This window comes from Nonomuraea sp. NPDC004354, assembly GCF_053602555.1.
The window spans coordinates 243,984-260,651 of sequence record NZ_JBSGDV010000002.1 but is presented as its reverse complement, the minus strand read 5'-3'; the positions used below and the strand labels follow the sequence as shown (position 1 = coordinate 260,651).

The 16,668-nt window shown below is 71.9% G+C and carries 17 protein-coding genes; 7 read left to right on the top strand and 10 right to left on the bottom strand.

What is annotated here, in order from left to right; genetic code table 11:
* Positions 1 to 62: 62 nt before the first annotated feature.
* Genes ACWENQ_RS06875 through ACWENQ_RS06865 form a run of 3 tightly spaced genes read left to right on the top strand, consistent with a single transcriptional unit; the run spans position 63 to position 2,180 of the window.
* Complete coding sequence (locus ACWENQ_RS06875; RefSeq protein ID WP_449915867.1) at positions 63 to 575, top strand: N-acetyltransferase family protein; 513 nt, start codon at positions 63 to 65, stop codon at positions 573 to 575.
* Positions 572 to 1,174, top strand: coding sequence for a TetR/AcrR family transcriptional regulator (locus ACWENQ_RS06870; protein WP_354921113.1), 603 nt, complete (start codon positions 572 to 574; stop codon positions 1,172 to 1,174). Before ACWENQ_RS06875 ends, ACWENQ_RS06870 begins: the two co-directional genes overlap by 4 nt.
* Before the next feature lie 34 nt (positions 1,175 to 1,208).
* On the top strand, positions 1,209 to 2,180 hold the full coding sequence (locus tag ACWENQ_RS06865; protein ID WP_452413123.1) for an NAD(P)-dependent oxidoreductase: 972 nt from the start codon (positions 1,209 to 1,211) through the stop codon (positions 2,178 to 2,180).
* Here ACWENQ_RS06865 and ACWENQ_RS06860 read toward each other — a convergent pair.
* Entirely contained in the window at positions 2,170 to 2,457 is a 288-nt protein-coding gene (locus ACWENQ_RS06860) for a hypothetical protein (RefSeq protein WP_449915863.1), read from the bottom strand. The two genes, ACWENQ_RS06865 and ACWENQ_RS06860, sit on opposite strands and share 11 nt — an antisense overlap.
* Positions 2,458 to 2,550: 93 nt before the next feature.
* Between ACWENQ_RS06860 and ACWENQ_RS06855 the strand changes: the two genes are divergently transcribed.
* Positions 2,551 to 3,948, top strand: coding sequence for a DUF7059 domain-containing protein (locus tag ACWENQ_RS06855; RefSeq protein WP_452413122.1), 1,398 nt, complete (start codon positions 2,551 to 2,553; stop codon positions 3,946 to 3,948).
* A 9-nt stretch (positions 3,949 to 3,957) separates the two neighbouring features.
* Here the strand turns inward: ACWENQ_RS06855 and ACWENQ_RS06850 are convergent, their stop codons facing one another.
* The 4 genes from ACWENQ_RS06850 to ACWENQ_RS06835 all read right to left on the bottom strand — a co-directional run bounded on the left by ACWENQ_RS06850 (position 3,958) and on the right by ACWENQ_RS06835 (position 10,482).
* A complete protein-coding gene (locus tag ACWENQ_RS06850) occupies positions 3,958 to 4,818 on the bottom strand; it encodes a sigma-70 family RNA polymerase sigma factor (protein ID WP_449915859.1) in 861 nt (286 codons plus the stop codon).
* A gap of 359 nt (positions 4,819 to 5,177) precedes the next feature.
* On the bottom strand, positions 5,178 to 8,162 hold the full coding sequence (locus tag ACWENQ_RS06845) for a BTAD domain-containing putative transcriptional regulator (RefSeq protein WP_449915856.1): 2,985 nt from the start codon (positions 8,160 to 8,162) through the stop codon (positions 5,178 to 5,180).
* A gap of 236 nt (positions 8,163 to 8,398) precedes the next feature.
* A complete protein-coding gene (locus ACWENQ_RS06840; protein WP_354921100.1) occupies positions 8,399 to 9,043 on the bottom strand; it encodes a GNAT family N-acetyltransferase in 645 nt (214 codons plus the stop codon).
* A 152-nt stretch (positions 9,044 to 9,195) separates the two neighbouring features.
* Complete coding sequence (locus tag ACWENQ_RS06835; protein WP_452413121.1) at positions 9,196 to 10,482, bottom strand: pyridoxal phosphate-dependent aminotransferase; 1,287 nt, start codon at positions 10,480 to 10,482, stop codon at positions 9,196 to 9,198.
* Between the two features lie 79 nt (positions 10,483 to 10,561).
* Between ACWENQ_RS06835 and ACWENQ_RS06830 the strand changes: the two genes are divergently transcribed.
* Genes ACWENQ_RS06830 through ACWENQ_RS06820 form a run of 3 tightly spaced genes read left to right on the top strand, consistent with a single transcriptional unit; the run spans position 10,562 to position 13,203 of the window.
* On the top strand, positions 10,562 to 11,497 hold the full coding sequence (locus tag ACWENQ_RS06830; RefSeq protein ID WP_449915850.1) for a LysR family transcriptional regulator: 936 nt from the start codon (positions 10,562 to 10,564) through the stop codon (positions 11,495 to 11,497).
* Between the two features lie 11 nt (positions 11,498 to 11,508).
* On the top strand, positions 11,509 to 12,177 hold the full coding sequence (locus ACWENQ_RS06825) for a ribonuclease HII (protein ID WP_449915847.1): 669 nt from the start codon (positions 11,509 to 11,511) through the stop codon (positions 12,175 to 12,177).
* Between the two features lie 24 nt (positions 12,178 to 12,201).
* Positions 12,202 to 13,203 carry an LLM class flavin-dependent oxidoreductase gene (locus tag ACWENQ_RS06820; protein WP_452413120.1) on the top strand — a complete coding sequence of 334 codons (1,002 nt, stop codon included), beginning with the start codon at positions 12,202 to 12,204 and terminating at the stop codon, positions 13,201 to 13,203.
* Here the strand turns inward: ACWENQ_RS06820 and ACWENQ_RS06815 are convergent.
* The 5 genes from ACWENQ_RS06815 to ACWENQ_RS06795 all read right to left on the bottom strand — a co-directional run bounded on the left by ACWENQ_RS06815 (position 13,172) and on the right by ACWENQ_RS06795 (position 16,668).
* The gene (locus tag ACWENQ_RS06815) at positions 13,172 to 13,558 is read right to left on the bottom strand and encodes an SCO5389 family protein (RefSeq protein WP_449915844.1); all 387 of its coding nucleotides are present in this window, start codon (positions 13,556 to 13,558) and stop codon (positions 13,172 to 13,174) included. The two genes, ACWENQ_RS06820 and ACWENQ_RS06815, sit on opposite strands and share 32 nt — an antisense overlap.
* 55 nt (positions 13,559 to 13,613) lie before the next feature.
* A complete protein-coding gene (locus tag ACWENQ_RS06810) occupies positions 13,614 to 14,564 on the bottom strand; it encodes an ATP-binding protein (RefSeq protein ID WP_449915841.1) in 951 nt (316 codons plus the stop codon).
* 88 nt (positions 14,565 to 14,652) lie between these two features.
* Entirely contained in the window at positions 14,653 to 15,027 is a 375-nt protein-coding gene (locus ACWENQ_RS06805; RefSeq protein WP_354921079.1) for an RrF2 family transcriptional regulator, read from the bottom strand.
* Complete coding sequence (locus tag ACWENQ_RS06800) at positions 15,011 to 15,871, bottom strand: ABC transporter permease (RefSeq protein ID WP_354921077.1); 861 nt, start codon at positions 15,869 to 15,871, stop codon at positions 15,011 to 15,013. The genes ACWENQ_RS06805 and ACWENQ_RS06800 overlap by 17 nt, the downstream gene beginning before the upstream one ends.
* On the bottom strand, positions 15,868 to 16,668 hold the full coding sequence (locus ACWENQ_RS06795; protein WP_452413119.1) for an ABC transporter ATP-binding protein: 801 nt from the start codon (positions 16,666 to 16,668) through the stop codon (positions 15,868 to 15,870). Before ACWENQ_RS06795 ends, ACWENQ_RS06800 begins: the two co-directional genes overlap by 4 nt.

Here is a 16,668-nt window from a genome sequence, read left to right as displayed (position 1 = left end):
GTACTTCGACGAACGCCTGAGTCCAATTGACAGACTCAGCTGCCGCGCGGAATGCTGAGTCTGTGATTGGAACTCAGATCCGCCAGGCCGGGCCGTACGACGAAGAACGGATCAGGCGCTTCCTGGCGGGCCTGTCGCTCCACACGCAGACGCTGCGCTTCTTCAGCGGGATCCCCTCGCCCAGACCCAGCCTGATCAGGGCGTTGCTGGCGGTCGACGGCCAGCGGGACGCGATCGTCGCCGAGTACGACGGCGAGATCATCGGCCACGCGATGAGCTATCGGGGCGGCGTCGCCGACGTGGAGATCGCGATCGTGGTCACCGACGCGTGGCAGGGGTGCGGTCTCGGCAGGAGGCTGATCGGCACGCTTCTCGGCAGGGCGGCCGGCCGCGGCGCGACCACCGTCGGCATGGACGTGCTGGGCGACAACAGGCGGGTGCTCCGGATCATCCGGCGTATCTGGCCGGATGCCACGATGAAGGTCTCTTCCGGGTGTGTTGAGGTAACCGCTATGATCCAACCGGCCGCGGTATTTGCGGAACAAGGTTCTGTTGGACCACCATTGACCTCGTGAAGAGTGCCAAGAACGGACGCGACGGCCGTACCCGCATCATCGAGGGCGCCCTTCGCCGCTTCAGCCAGGACGGGGTCTCGGCCACCACGCTGGCGAGCCTGCGCGAGGAGAGCGGCGTCAGCGTCGGCAGTTTCTACCACCACTTCGCCAGCAAGGAACACGTTTTCGGCGTGCTCTACGCGGAGATCCTCAACGCCTACCAGCAGGCCTTCGTCGCCGAGCTGGTCAGCCACGACGACGCCCGCGCGGGCATCGAGGCGGTCGTCGCCTTCCACATGCGCTGGGCGGGCGAGCACCCCGAGCGGGCCAGGATCCTGGTCAGCGAGCGCCCGCCGCGCAAGAACGAGCCGGGCGGCCCCGAGGCGGCCGAGGCGCGGCGCGCCTTCTTCCGCCAGGTCGCCGAATGGTGGCGCCCGCACATGAAGAACGGCCTGCTCCAGCCGGTCGCCCCGACCATGTGCTACGTGCTGTGGCTCGGCCCCGCGCAGGAGATGTGCCGCCTGTGGTTCGCCGGCGCCCACACCCCCACCGAGGACGAGATCAAGGGGCTGGGTCAGGCGGCCTGGCAGAGTCTGCGGCAGAGCGACAGGGAGCAATGATCCCGGCACCCTCTGTGGTGTTATTGTCGCGATTGTGAGACGACCGCGCGTGCTCCTCCTGACCGGCCTGCCGGAGCCCGCTCTCGCGCGGCTCCGCGAGGTGGCCGACGTCGTCGAGGTGGCCGACCGGCCACCTCTCGGCTTCTCCGACGAACAGCTGGCCGACCTGGTCATCGAGACCGGCGCCGGTGTGCTCCTCACCCACCACGACCAGGTCCGCACCTCCGTCCTCGACCTGCCCGTCGACGTCGTCGCCTGTACGGGCGACCTCACCGCGATCGACGTCGCGCTGGCCGCCGAGCGCGGCGTGATGGTGCTCCACGACGGCGGCCAGGACGCCGACGCGGTCGCCGAGCTCACGCTGGCGCTGCTGTTCGCGGTCAGCAGGAACATCGTCGCCGCCGACCGGGAAGTACGGCGGGGCACGGTCAGCCGCAAGCGCGTGCCGGCCGCCGAGCGCCATCGCGGCTCGCGGCTGTCCGGCCGTACGTTCGGCATCGTCGGGCTGGGCCGGGTGGGCAGGGCCGTGCAGTGGCGGGCGGAGGGGCTGGGCATGCGGGTGATCGCGTGCGACCCCTACGTGCCCGAGGCCACCCACTCGCTGTTCGCGTTGCTCGCCGAGGCGGACGTGGTGTCGCTGCACGTGCCGCTGACCGCCGAGACGCGGGGGTTCGTCGGCCCGACCGAACTGGCCGCCATGCGCGAGGGGGCCATCTTCCTCAACACCTCGCGCGGCGCCCTGCACGACCTGACCGCCCTGGTCGAGGCGCTGCGCTGGGGACGGCTCGGCGGGGCCGGCCTCGACCACTTCGAGGGCGAGTGGCTCGACCGCTCGCATCCGCTGACCCGGCTGCCCAACGTGGTGCTCACGCCGCGCCTCGGCCAGGCCACGGGCGAGACGGCCGGGGAGCGCGCGGCGTCGGTCGTCGACGACATCGTCAGGCTGGTGCGCGGGGAGCAGCCCGTGCACGCGTGCACGCCGGTGGAGGCGTGGATCATCGCCTAGGAACGTGCCAGTGGCAGCGGTCGAGGGAGATGTCGAGCGCCACCTCGCACCGGTGGCGGCGCAGACCGGGGACGCGTACCCGGTCGTGGACGTCGAACCGGCCGTGCCTGGCCGCGCCGAAGCCGAGCTCACCGGTGAAGACGCGCAGGTCATCGCGGTTGCCGCAGGTCGGGCAGGTCCAGATGACGCGGTCGAGGCGGCGGTCGTAGTCGGAGCAGGCGCTGAAGTAGTCGTCAGGCCTGAACCGGGACTCGCAGGCGAGGCAGGGAAGCAGCATCGGTTCCGTTCCTCTTGGCACACGGGTGGGGCAGAAGGAGTATGACAGACGTAACTGTACGATTACCGTGAGTTTCGGATCTAGGATGGCCGGGTGGAACGACTGCGCGACCATCTCCTGAAGACCGGCTACACGATCGACGGCGTCCGCGATCGGCTCGGTGACATGGCGGCCTCGGCGCTCGCCAGGGAGGAGCTGGTCCCGGCCCTTCGCGCCACCAGGAGCGGCGACCCGCTCGACGCGTCGATCAGGCTGTGGTGGCTGGGCGTGCCCGTGCCGGCGGCCGAGCTGCCGTTCGAGGTGATGGAGTCGGGCCTGGTCGAGTTCGACGGCGACAGCGTCCGCGCGACCGTCCACCTCCAGCCGTGGGACGAGCACGGCTACGTCGCCTCCGACCGCAAGGTGCGCCCCGGCGACCCCGCGCTGCGCCCCGACCACGTCGTCGGCGCGGGCGGCGCCTCGGCGAACCTGGCCCAGCTGGTCACCCGCAGGCCCGTCGAGCGCGCCCTCGACCTCGGCACCGGCTGCGGCGTCCAGGTGCTGCACCTGGCCGACCGGGCGTCCCGGATCGTCGCCACCGACGTCAACCCGCGGGCGGTGGAGCTGGCCCGCCTGAGCTGGCGGCTGTCCGGCATCACGGGCGTCGACGCCCGCGTGGGCTCCATGTTCGAGCCGGTCGAGGACGAGCTGTTCGACCTCGTGGTCTCCAACCCGCCCTTCGTGATCGCCCCCGGCGGTGGCCTGACCTACCGCGAGACCGGTGCGGCGGGCGACGACTTCTGCCGCGACCTCGTCCTGCGGACACCGGCCCACCTCGCCCAGGACGGCCACGCCCACTTCCTGGCCAACTGGCTGCACGTGGAGGGGGAGGACTGGCGCGACAGGGTCGGCGGCTGGGTCGGCGCGACCGGCTGCGACGGCTGGGTGGTCGAGCGCGACGTGCAGGACCCGGCCGAGTACGTCGAGCTGTGGCTGCGCGACGCGGCCGAGCAGGGCACGCCCGCCTACACCTCCCGCTACGACGAGTGGCTGTCGTGGTTCGAGGCGAACAAGGTGGAGGGGATCGGCTTCGGCTGGATCACGCTGCGCAACGCGGGCGCCCTCGACCCGGTGGTCAGGGTGGAGCGGCTGACCCACCGGGTCTCCCTGCCGGTCGGCGACTACGTCGAGGACGTCCTCGACTCGATCGCCGCCGCCCACCGGACCCGCGATCTCGAACAGGCCAGGCTGCGGGTCGCCGAGGGCCTCCTCGACGAGCGCATCGGCGCCCCCGGCGCGGAGGATCCCGCCCGCATCGTGCTGCGCCAGACCCGCGGCCTGCTCCGCAGTACCGACGTCGGCACGGTGGAGGCGGCGCTGGCCGGGGTCTGCGACGGGCAGCTCGCCCTCGGCCCGCTGCTCAACGTGATCGCCGAGCTGGTGGGCGACGGCGAGCAGCTGCTCGCCGACACCCTCCGCCCGCTGATCGCCGAGGGCTACTTCCACGTGTAGGCGGCTCGGTCACATCGTGATGCCGAGCCGTTCCAGGCGCTCGGGGCCGGAGACGGAGTAGATCTCGACGATCCGCCCGTCCACGACCGTGAAGCTCATGACCGAGTACGGCCTGCCGTGCACCACGGTGACCACTCCGGCGGCGCCGTTCACCAGCACCGGACGGGCGGCCGTGGCGTTGCGGGCGAACCTCGCCGCCTGCTTGGCCACGGTCGCGGCGCCGCGGAGCACCGCCACGCCCGCCATGCTCACCGTACGCAGCACGATGTCCGGGTCCAGCACCGAGACGAGCGCCTCGAAGTCGCCGTCGCGGGCCGCGGCGAGGAAGGCGTCGACGACCTTCCGCTGCCTGCTGACGTCCACGTCGGGCGGGGGCGCCGCTCCCTGCACGCGACGGCGGGCCCGGCTGGCCAGCTGGCGCGTCGTGGCGGCCGAGCGCTCCACGATGGGCGCGATCTCCTCGAACGGCACGGCGAACATGTCGTGCAGCACGAAGGCCAGCCGTTCGGCGGGAGCCAGCGTGTCGAGCACCACCAGCATCGCCAGGCCGACCGAGTCGGCCAGCATCGCCTCGTGCTCGGGATCACCGCCGTCCGCCACGCTCACGACGGGGTCGGGGAAGTGCTCCCCGGCCGGTTCCGCGCGCCGCTCCCGCGCCCGCAGCATGCCCAGGCACACCCGTCCCACGACGGTGGTCAGCCACCCGCCGAGGTTGTCCACATCGCTCACGTCGGTACGGCTGAGCCGTAGCCATGCCTCCTGGACGGCGTCGTCGGCCTCGCTCAGCGAGCCCAGCATCCGGTAGGCCACCGCCTTCAGGTGGGCGCGGTACTCCTCGAACCGGCCGGCCAGCTGCTCGTCTGCGTCCATCGTTCCTTCTTCACGGTTCGTCGTCGCGCGTCCCGGACGGCACGATGGAGGACAGCCAATCACGGCGCGCCGGAAGCAGCGGTGGCGAGCCGGTTGATCGGGCGTTGATTGGTTTGCATGCGTACCGGCGCACCCTCGGAGCGTGGACACGCCCCCGGGGGGTTCGACAGAAGCGGGGCGTGTCGCCCGACCGGCCGTCGTTGTGAGGCGGCTAGCTGTCACGTGGAGCATCCGGACACCGGGCCCCCTGGCGAAACGTGACGGTCAGACGGCTGGTCGGGCCCACACACACCGCACCCGGAAAGAGACCAGTCTTGATCAACCATGTGTGGATGACACGTCTGGACGACGAGCTGTACTCAGGGCTCGACGACGGCGACGGAGTCGACACCGTCGAGGAGCGCCTTGAGGTCACCCGCCTCTGGGGCGCCGAGGCGGGTGAAGATGTCGAACGCCTGGCGTAGGCAGTCGACGCTCCTCGCGGTGCCGCCCAGGCCGTGCAGCGCCCTGCCCAGCACCGTGAGCGACAGCCCCTCACCGTACGGGTGGCCGATCTCGCGGCTGACCGCCAGCGCCTGCTCCGCGTGACGCACCGCGTCGGAGAAGCGCCGGGCGGCGATGAACGTCTCGGCCAGCCTGACGCACACCCGCTGCTCCCACACGCGCTGCCTGCTGGCCCTGAAGAAGGCCAGGCACTCGGCGTGGTGGTGGACGGCCTCGTTGAGGCGGCCCACGCGCGACAGCACGATGCCGAGGTGGTAGCGGGCGCGGGCGGTGCCGGCGCCGCTGCCGATCTCGGTGAAGATGGCCAGCCCCTGCTCGGCCGCGGCGATCGCGTCCTCGGGGTTGCCCAGGCCGAGGTGGTCGCGGGCGGAGTAGCTGAGCACCAGCGCCTCGCCGGCCGCCACGCCGTTCTCGCGGTAGAACGCGGTGGCGGAGGCGAACCAGCCGAGCGCCTCGTGGTGGCGGCGCCGACGGCCGGAGACGACGGCGAGGGCGTTGAGCACCTCGCCCATGACGACGCGCTCGTCGCCTGCGGTCGACAGGTCGAGCACGAGCCTGAACTGCTCCTCGGCCTCGGCGAGCCGGTTGGCGCCGAACAGCACGCGGCCGAGGACGTAGCGGGAGCGCAGCTCCCCCGCAGGGTCGCCGATCTTCCGTGCCGTGGCGAGCACGGCCCTGGTGGCCAGGTCGAACTCGCGGGCGTGGGTGCCCGACTCCAGCAGCGGCTCCATGGCGACGAGGAGGTCGGCGGCGGGCAGCAGCTGCTCGCCCGTACGGCAGGACTCGGCGGCCTGGCCGATCACCGCGAACAGGCAGTCGCCCTCCGAGACGAGCCAGGCGACGGCGTCGTCGGCCGAGGCGAACGCGCGCCCGCTGCCGACCACGACGAGATTGTCGGCGATCATGCTGCCCTCGTAGGCGAGCCGGTGCGCCGCCTGGGCCGAGGCGAGGTAGAAGCCGAGCAGCCGGCGCAGCGCCAGCGTCCTGGCCTGCGGGCGTTCGGTCTTGTCGAGGACGCGCCGCGCGAAGAGCTTGAGCAGGTCGTGGAAGCGGTAGCGTCCAGGCGCGGGCGCCTCCAGGAGGCTGGCGTCCACCAGCGACTCCAGCAGGTCCTCGGTCTCCAGCGTCGGAGCCGACAGGACGGCGGCCGCGGCGCCGACCGAGATGTCGGGTCCGTTCGGCAGGCTCAGCAGCCGGAACGCCCTCGCCTGGGCGGGGTCGAGCTGGCCGTACCCGAGGGCGAAGGTGGCCTCCACCGCCAGGTCGCCGACCCGCAGCTCGTCGAGGCGGCGCTGCTCGTCGGCCAGGCGGGGCACCAGGGAGGCGACCGTCCACGAGGGCCGCGCCGCCAGCCGGGCGGCCACGATCCGTACGGCCAGCGGCAGGAACCCGCAGGCCGCCACGACGTCCATCGCCGCTCCGCGCTCGGCGGCGACCCTTTCGGGCCCCGCCACGGCGGTGAACAGCGACAGCGCCTCGTCCGGCTCCATCACGTCGAGGTCGATCAGCTTGGCCGAGGGCAGGTCGGCCAGCTTCACCCGGCTGGTGACGATCGCCGCGCAACCCGGCGAGCCGGGCAGCAGCTGGCTGACCTGACGGGTGTCGTGCGCGTTGTCCAGCAGCACGAGGATGCGCCGGTCGGCCAGCAGCGACCGGTAGAGCGCGGCCCGCTCCTGCAGCCCCTCGGGGATGACGTCGGGCGGGATGCCGAGCGCGCGCAGGAACGCTCCCAGCGTGGATTCCGGCGCGGTGGCCTCGTCGGTGAAGCCGCGCAGGTCGGCGTAGAGCTGCCCGTCGGGGAACAGGTCGTCGCAGGCGTGCGCGACGTGGACGGCCAGCGCCGTCTTGCCGACGCCGCCGATGCCGCAGATGGCCGCGACGGGCACGCCCTCGGCCGTCTGCGCGGACAGCAGCGTGCGCAGCCTGGCCACGATCGGGCGGCGGCCGGTGAAGTCGCTGACGGCGGCGGGGAGCTGGGCAGGCCGGGGAAGCTCGTGCTCGTCGGCGCCCTCGGCGACGTCGGCCCCGGCCGGGCCGTCGGCGGTGGGGGCGGGGGACGGGCTGGGCGGCGTCATCAGGCTGGGGTCGGCGGCGAGGATCTTGTGGTGCAGCGCGGTCAGCTCGGGGCCCGGCTCGATGCCTAACTCCTCGACGAGCGCGTCGCGGGTGTCGGTGAAGACGGCGAGCGCGTCGCCCTGACGCCCGCACCGGTAGTAGGCCAGCATGAGCTGGGCGCGCAGCCGCTCGCGCAGCGGGTGGTCGGCGGTGAGCGCGATCAGCTCGGAGACGACCGCGGCGTGCCTGCCGAGGGCCAGGTCGAGGTCCATGAGCTCCTCGATGGCGGTGATGTGGCGCTCGGCCAGCCGGTCGCGCTGGTGCTCGGCGTAGGGACCGACGGCTCCGGCCAGCGGCTCCCCCTCCCACAGCGCGAGGGCGGCGCGCACGCTCTCGGCGGCTTCGTTCGTTCTGCCGGCCCGGCGCAGCGCCTCGGCCTCCTGCATGCCGCGCTCGAAGAGCGTCAGGTCGAGGGATCCGGTGCGCAGGGCATAGCCCTTGCCGACCGAGGTGAGCAGCTCGGGGCGGGAACGGGGCGAGCGGTCGGGCTCCAGCACCGTGCGCAGCCGCGAGACGTAGGTGCGCAGCGCGCCGAGCGCCCTCGGCGGGGCTTCCTCTCCCCATACCGCGTCGATCATCTCGCCGGGGGTGATCGCCCGGCCTTCCCTGAGGAGCAGCATCGCGAGGATCGACCGCTGAAGCGGTGTGCCGAGATCGAGTTCGTCGCCATCGCGCCACGCGCGGACGGGACCGAGCACGGCGAACCGCAGCCCCTCACCAGCCATGCTCACAGTCTCCAACGCAATGGGCCATTTTGCTACCAAATACTAGTTGCCCAGAGGTGGCCGTTTCATTGATTGCGCTTTGATCCGGCGTTAAGCGGGTCGAGGGATGCTGAAACACGCAAAGGCATGGCCCAGTTCAACGGGGGCGGTCATGCCTTACCGGTTCGAAACAACACCAGGCCCTGCCCGGCGGTGCGGGCAGGGCCGTCGTGTCCGAGTTTTTCGTAGGAACGTGCTTAGGCGGCTTCGACGAGACCGAGTCTCTGAGCCATCCGTTCTCGAACCACCGGCCATTCCGAGCCCAGGATCGAGTAGTACGCGGTATCTCGGACCGTATCGTCGGCGCCTCGGCTGTCTGCCCGTCGCACGCCGTCAAGGTGTGCGCCGAGAGCCTCGATGGCGGCCCGGGATCGCGTGTTGCGTACATCGGCTTTGAGGGTGATGCGGTGGACGCCCCAGGTGTCGAAGGCCAGCGAGAGCATCAGGAACTTGCTCTCCCGGTTCACACCGGTGCCCTGCGCCGAAGCGGAGAGCCAGGTGTAACCGATGTCGGCCACGGACGGGATCTCGCCCACCGCGCCACGTGTACCCGGAGGCCAGGGCATCGGGCCCTGCCAGTACTCCAGGTGCATGAGACGGGTGGCACCGACCACGCGGTCGGTGTGCAGCCACCGGATGGCGAAAGGCAACGTCCGGCCTTCCGCCTGCTCAGCCAAAGCGGCCTCCACATAGGAGACCATCTCTTCCCGCCCATCGGGAACACGAGTGAAGGCGTACGTGGAACGGTCTTCACACGCCGCGGCGACGAGGTCATCGACCACCGCGAGGCTGAGAGGTTCCAGGCGCACGAGGCGCCCGGACAGGGTGACAAAAGCGGGCATGAGCACATGATGGGGCTTGCACGCCGCAGGAGATACCAGGACTCACGCGCTATCTTTTGCAGGTTTCTGCAATGGTCGCGTTTTCCCAGGTCAGCAGGCTGATCGTAGGGGGTGGCGAGCGGCCCGCGGGGCAAAGTTTGCCAAACCGATGCCTAGCCGTGCGCGGGCGTTGCGGCCATGGTGCGGCGTGGGGTTCTCCCCGCCGCCTGCTGCCGCGTGGACAGGTCGTGCAAACCTCTCGAGAGGTGGGCCAGGTTGGCCGAGATCCACGGCAGCGACAGGGGGTCCGAGGAGGTCAGCGCGGTCATGCGCTCCTCCTGGCTCTCGCCGTACAGGAGGCTGGTGGCCACCCGCACCCTCGCGGCCGACGGGTCGTCGCCGAAGGCGTGTCCGGGCAGTACGGCGATGCCGTGATCCTCGATCAGCAGTTTGGTGACTTCTGCCGAGCCGCCCACCCTCAGGTGTCCGAGGTCGGGGTAGAGGTAGAAGCCGCCCTGCGGGGCCGGGACGCTCGCCCCCGCCTCGACGAACGCGGCGTGGACGGCGTTGGCGACCACCGCGTGCAGCCGCCGGCTGCGCGCCACGCGTTCGACCAGCTCCACGGGTTCGGTGAAGGCGTAGGCGGCCGCCTGCTGGACGGGAGCGGCCGGCGCCGACCAGATCTCGCTGGCGATCGCGAGGACCTTGTCGAGCAGTCCGCGCGCGCCGTGGGGCAGCCTGGCGACGCCGATGCGCCAGCCGCCGAGCGCGAGGCTCTTGCTCAGCCCGGTGGTGATGACCGTGCGTTCCGGTGCCAGGTCGGCCGGCGACAGGAACGGGGTGGCGAGGTCGTGGACGAGGTCGCGGTAGATCTCGTCGGAGATGATCATGAGGTCGAGCTCGCGGGCGACCTGGACCAGGCGGCCCATGGTCCGCGGCGAGGCGAGCCGTCCCGTGGGGTTGTCGGGCAGCGTGACGAGCACGGAGCGCACGGTCCTGCCCTGCGCGCGGGCCCGCAGGACGGCGGCGGCGACCAGGTCGGGGTCGGGCGCCCCGCCCTCGCCGGGAGGCGTCGGCACCATGATCGGCTCGGCGCCGACCAGGTCGGCCTGCGCCGCGTAGCTGACCCAGCTCGGCTTGGGCAGCACGATGTCGCCGCCGATGGCGAGCTGCAGGCCGTACAGCAGGGGCTTGCTGCCCGGCGCGCAGACGACCTGGTCGGGTTCCGTGACGAGTCCCCGTCGGGTCCAGTAACCCGCCGCCGCCTCGCGCAGTTCCATGGCGCCCGCGACCGGCCCGTAGCCGTTGCGGTCGGCGGCGGCTACCAGCCTGTCCAGCAGCGCCGGGTGCACGGGCAGCCCTGCCTCGCCGAAGGCCAGGTGCAACACGCGTTCCCCGGCGCGCCGTCTTCGTTCGATGTCCTCGTTCGCCGCCAGGGTGGCGGAAAGCGTCACGTTCATGTTTGTCACGTTCCCAGCCTGGTTGTATGAAGGCATCAGCACAAGCGAGGCTTTTCATGGGTAGGCATAAGGAAGTCCGATGCTCGATTTGCGGCGTCTTGTGGTGATCTGCGAGTTCGCTCGGCGGGGCAGCATCGCCGCCACCGCCGAGTCGCTGGGATACAGTCCCTCGGCGGTCTCGCAGCAACTGGCCGCGCTGGAGCGGGAGGCGGGCACCGCGCTGCTCGACCGCACCGCGCGCAGCGCCGAGCTGACCGACGCGGGCCGGCGCCTGGTGGCGCACGCCGAGCGCATCCTGACCATGGTCGAGGAGGCGGAGTCCGACCTGTCGGCGCAGGCGGGCACGCCCGCGGGCCGCGTGGTGCTCACCGCCTTCCCCACGGCGGCGGTCGCCTTCGCGCCGGTGCTGGCGCGCTCGCTGCGCCGCCACACGGAGCTGACGATCAGGCTGGGACAGTCGCGCTCCGGGCGGGGCATGCGCGAGGTGCAGTCGGGCGAGGTCGACATCGCGCTCGTCGACGACTGGTACGGCAGGGCGCACGACAGCGAGTCGCTGCGGGTCTTCCCCCTCCTGCACGACCCGCTGGTCCTCGTGGTGCCGCGCAGGCACCGCCTGGCCGACCCCGAGGTGCCGATCGACCTGCGGGAGCTGCGCGACGAGCCGTGGATGGCCACCCCTGACGGCGAGCCGTCCCGCCTGGCCGTGGACAGGCTCTTCGCCGACGTGGGCGGCGCGCGGCCGACGCCCTGGGAGTTCGAGGGCCTCGGCACCATCCTGTCCCTGGTGGCCAAGGGCATCGGCATCGCCGCCGTCCCCGCCCTGGCCCTGGCCGCGGGCGTGCGGGGCATCGCGGTGCGCCAGTTCCCCGGCTCCGCCGGAGGCCGTGACGTGCTGGCCGTCGCCCGGCGCTCCAGCGTCCACCGGCCCTCGGTGTCGGTGACGCTGCGGGCGATCCACGTCGCCGCCCGCTATCTCGCCGCCGATCTGGAGCCCGTCAGGCTGGCGCACCGGTAGCCTTCGGTGCCGTGGCTCCGACGTACGAGATCGAGACCCTGCTCGCGGGCGCCCGCGGAAAGATCGTCGCGGGCGTCGACGAGGTCGGCCGCGGCGCGTGGGCCGGCCCCGTCATGGTCTGCGCGGTCGTCACCGACCTGTCCGAGCCGCCCGGCGGGCTGACCGACTCCAAGCAGCTGTCGGCCGCCCGGCGCACCGCGCTCGTGCCCGAGCTGGAGCGGTGGGCGAAGGGCATCGCGTACGGCACGGCCTCCCACGAGGAGATCGACGCCCTGGGCATGACGGAGGCGCTGCGCAGGGCGGCCCGGCAGGCCCTCGAGGCCCTTCCGGTGCGGCCCGACGTGGTGATCCTCGACGGCTCCCACGACTACATCGGCGCCCCGTGGCCGGTCCGCCTGGAGGTCAAGGGCGACCAGGCGAGCATCTCGGTGGCCGCCGCCTCGGTGCTGGCCAAGGTTCGGCGCGACACCCTCATGGCGGACCTCGGCTGCGACGAGTACGGCTTCGCGGAGAACGCGGGCTACCCCTCGCCCGTCCACCAGGCCGCGCTGGCCGAGCACGGCCCCACGCCGCACCACCGCCTGTCCTGGTCCTACCTGGACGACCTGCCGCGATGGCGCCATCTCAAGAAGCACAGGGACGCGGCGGTCGGCGAGGGGCAGATCTCCCTGTTCGGCTGAGCCCCGGCGACGCACAATCGGGGAATGCGGATCGGCGTCTTCCTCGTCGCGGCTGCCTTCCCCGGGCAGGAGCCCGCGCGGGTGCTCGGCGACGCGCTCGCCGCCGTCGAGGCGGCCGAGGAGGCGGGCTTCGACGACGTGTGGATCGCCGAGCACCACTTCATGTCCTACGGCGTCTGCCCTTCCGCCGTCGCGTTCGCGGCGCTGGCGCTGGGCAGGACCAGGCGGATCGGCGTCGGCACCGCGGTGAGCGTGCTGTCCACCCGGCATCCCGTGGCGCTGGCCGAGGAGGCGGCCATGCTCCACCACCTGTCGGGCGGGCGCTTCACGCTGGGAGTGGGCAGGGGCGGCCCCTGGGTGGACCTGGAGGTGTTCGGGACGGGCCTGCCCCGGTTCGAGCGCGGCTTCGCCGAGTCGCTCGACGTGCTGTGCGCCGCGCTCTCGCGCGACACGGTCGCCGCGGACGGCGAGTTCTTCTCCTTCAGGGAGGTGGCGATGGTGCCGTCGGCGCGGATGACGCCCGTGGTCGCCTGCACCTCGGCGGACACCATGCGGCTCGCGGCCCGCAGGGGCCTGCCGATGCTGCTCGGGATGCACGTCGGTGACCAGGAGAAGGCGGCGGCCGTCGCGGCCTACGAGGCGGCGGGCGGCCCCCGGGCGCCCCATGTGGCGGCGGCGGTCGGCCATGTCGCCGACACGACCGGTGAGGCCGTCAGGACGCTCAGCGAGGCGATGCCGCGGTGGCTGGAGCCGGGACTGGCCGGGTACGTGCCCGTGGACGGACGGGCCCGCCCCTCACGCGACATCCGCGGCTACGTGGAGTTCCTGACCAGCGCCCACCCGGTGGGCGACGCCGGTCACTGCGTGGCGGCCATCGAGCGCACGCGCGCCGTGACCGGGATCGAGCACCTCATCCTGATGGTCGAGGGTGCGGGTACCAGGGCCCGCACCCTCGAGAACATCCGGCGCCTCGGTGCCGAGGTGCTGCCCAGGATCAGCAGTCGACGAGCTCCGGCCGCTGGTTGAGGATCTGCGCCCGCGGCGTCACGAAGTCGCGGAGCGCGCCGGTCGCGGCCGGGTCGAACACCGCGACCCTGTGACAGTTCTGGAAGGCGAGCCGTACCCCGAAGTGGCGCTCCAGGGCACCGCGCATCGCGTCGCTGGCCAGGCAGCGCAGGAGCTGGCCGCGAGCCTCCTCGTCCGGGGGCGGGGTGTGGTTGTCGGCGAACTCGGCTCCTGAATGTTCACGCTGCTTGACCAGCTCGCTGATCATCGACCAGGCGTAGGGCAGGGAATCGCGGACGCAGGCGACGAACGCCGCGTCGTCGATCTCACCCTGTCTCGCCTGCTCGAGAAGATCGTTGGGAACGGTCAGCGACATGCTTTCTCCTCTCGAAGGGGGCCCACTCGACGCTAGGTGTGGTCGTGGGCGTGCTCTAGATGGCCTGAGGGCGACAGTCGAGTGACGCCGGGCCGTACACGAAGCCGGGGTCGATCTGCTCGGCGAGGTCGCGCCCGGTGCGCTCGTTGGCCCACGCGCGGGCGTTGCGCAGGTGGAACTCCGCGGCCTGCCTGCCGAACCTCTCCCAGTCCTTCTCCTGCGCGTCGACGTGCTTGAGCAGCACCGACAGGGCCTCGGCGTTGGCCGGTTCGAGGTCGTCGAGGGTGAACCGCCTGCCCTGCTCCATGGCGCGGACCGCGGTGGAGTGCTCCAGCCAGGTCAGCAGGTCGTCGCCGACCTGGTCGTGCAGGAACTCCACGTCGGCGGGCCCGTGGACCTTGTTGCCCACCACCGCGACGGGTACGTCGTGGTCGGCGGCGTAGTCCTTGTACTGCCGGTAGACGCTCACCCCCTGCCGGGTCGGCTCGGCCACCAGGAAGGTCACGTCGAACCGGGTGAACAGGCCGGAGGCGAAGGAGTCGGCCCCCGCCGTCATGTCGACCACGACGTACTCGTCGTGGCCGTCGACCAGGTGGTTGAGCAGCAGCTCGACCGCGCCGACCTTGGAGTGGTAGCAGGCGACGCCGAGGTCGTCCTCGCTGAAGGGCCCGGTGGCCATGAGGCGCGGCCCTTCCGGCGTCGCCACCGTGTACGGCAGGTCGGCGAAGCGCAGGATCCGCGAGCCGCGCCCCGGCGGGGTCGTCTTGACCATCGCGGCGGCGGAGGGGATCAGCGGATTGGAGCCGCGCAGCAGCTCCTTGATCTCGGTGAGGCGCCCGCCGAGCGGCTCGGGCTCCTCGTCCACGCCGAGGACCAGCGCCAGGTGCTGGTTGATGTCGGCGTCGACGGCCACCACCGGCCTGCCCTGACCGGCCACGTACCTCGAGAACAGTGCGGACACGGTGGTCTTGCCGCTGCCGCCCTTGCCAACGAACGCCACTCTCACGCTGAAGCCCCATCTGACGATGAAAACCGTTACCGATTCAGCATGACACAAGGGAACGCGAGGCGGCGTGATTTTGCCGAAACCCTGGTCAGAGCGAAACGATCTGCGCGAACGTGATCTCGGTCAGCAGCCTCTCCTCGTGCTCGCGCAGGGCGGCCCACACGTCGGCGAGCGGCTCGGCCACCCCCGGATACTCGTCGGGTGACGGCCACCCCTCGACGACCGCGATCACGTCGGCCAGTGTGATCGCGGCGGCGTCGCGAGCCAGCCAGTAGCCGCCCTCGGGGCCGCGCTGGCTGCGGATCAGCCCGGCCCTGCGCAGCTGCAACAGGATGTTGTCCAGGAACCTGCGGGGGATGCCCTGCGCCGCGGCGATCCGCTCGGCGGGCACCGGGCCCTCCGGCGCCGCGGCCAGCTCGGTGACCGCCCGCAGCGCGTACTGCGTCCTAGCGGAGATCCGCACGAAGGCCCCAGCGGCGGCGAAGGGCGTTGTCACCGAGCTCGAAGAGCACGTCGATGACGATGCCGATCAGCAACACGACGATCATGGTGGCGAGCAGGCCCGCCGAGTCGGCCAGCTCCCTGGCGTAGTGGAGCTGCTCGCCGAGCGAGGGCTGGTTGGCGATGATGACCACGATCTCGCCCGCCATCAGCGACCGCCACGCGAAGGCCCAGCCCTGCTTGAGACCCGCCAGGAACGACGGGAGCGAGGCCGGCAGGATCACGTGCCAGTAGAGCTGGAGCCGGCGGAAGCCGAGCACGTGCCCCGCGCGCAGCAGCAGCGGCGGCGTGTAGTCGACGCCGGTGATCAGGCCGTTGGCGATGGAGGGCGCGGCGCCGAGGATCACCACGAAGGTGATGGCGCTCTCGCTCAGCTTGAACAGCAGGATCGCCAGCGGGAACCAGGCGATCGACGGCATGGTCTGCAGCCCCGTGATGAGCGAGCCGAAGGCCGCCCGCAGCACCCTGACCCTGGAGACCAGCGCGCCGACGATCAGGCCGATCAGCACGGCGGCGGCGAAGCCGGTCACCGCCCTGCGCATGGTCACCCCGACGGCCTGCCAGAACTCGGCGGTGGCCAGGCGGTCGAACAGCACGGGGAAGACCTCGGACGGGCCGGCGAAGACCCAGGGCTCCCAGAACCCCGCCCAGACCACGCCCTGCCAGATGATCAGCACGATGCCGACCGCCAGCGTGATCGGCCAGACCCGCGCCCAGAGGCGGCCGGCCAGGGCGCCGCGCCGCTTCTCGGTGATCTCCAGGGCGTCGAGGCCGGCGATCTGGGCGGCGTGAGTGTCGGTGGTCACGGCGTTCCTCCCTCGCGGCCGGCTCCACCCGCGGGACCCGACTCACGCGAGCCGCCGGCGTGGCGGGCCACCTCCTGCTTGAGCTGGTCGGTGATGCGCGCCGCCAGCCCCGCCACCTCGGCCGAGTCCGTACGGCGCGGCCGGGCGAGCTCCACGGGGAACTCCTCGACGACCTTGCCCGGCCTGCTGCTCAGCAGCACGACCCGGTCGCCGAGCCGTACCGCCTCGCGGACGTTGTGGGTGACGAACAGCACCGACAGCCGCCGCTCGCGCCAGATCCGCTCCAGCTCGTCGTGGAGCAGGTCGCGGGTCATGGCGTCGAGCGCGCCGAACGGCTCGTCCATGAGCAGCACGTCGGCGTCCTGGGCCAGCGAGCGGGCCAGCGCCACGCGCTGGCGCATGCCGCCCGACAGCTGGTGCGGCCGCTTGGGGCCGAAGCCGCCCAGGTGGACCATCTCGAGGAACTCCTCGGCCCTGGCCCGCCGTTCCCGCCTGGGCAGCGCCCGCATGGCCATCTCGACGTTGGCCGCGACGGTGAGCCAGGGGAACAGCGCGGGTTCCTGGAACATCATCGCGACCCTGCGGCCGGTCGTGGTGATCGTGCCGCCGGACGGCCGGTCGAGCCCGGCCACCAGCGAGAGCAGCGTGCTCTTGCCGCATCCCGACGCGCCGAGGAGGCAGACGAACTCGCCGGGCGCCACGCCGAGCGAGACCTTGTCGAGGGCGAGCAGGTCGCCGTAGAGCTTGGAGACCCCTTCGAGCCTGACCGCGACCTGGCGGTCCACCTGGACGGTCAT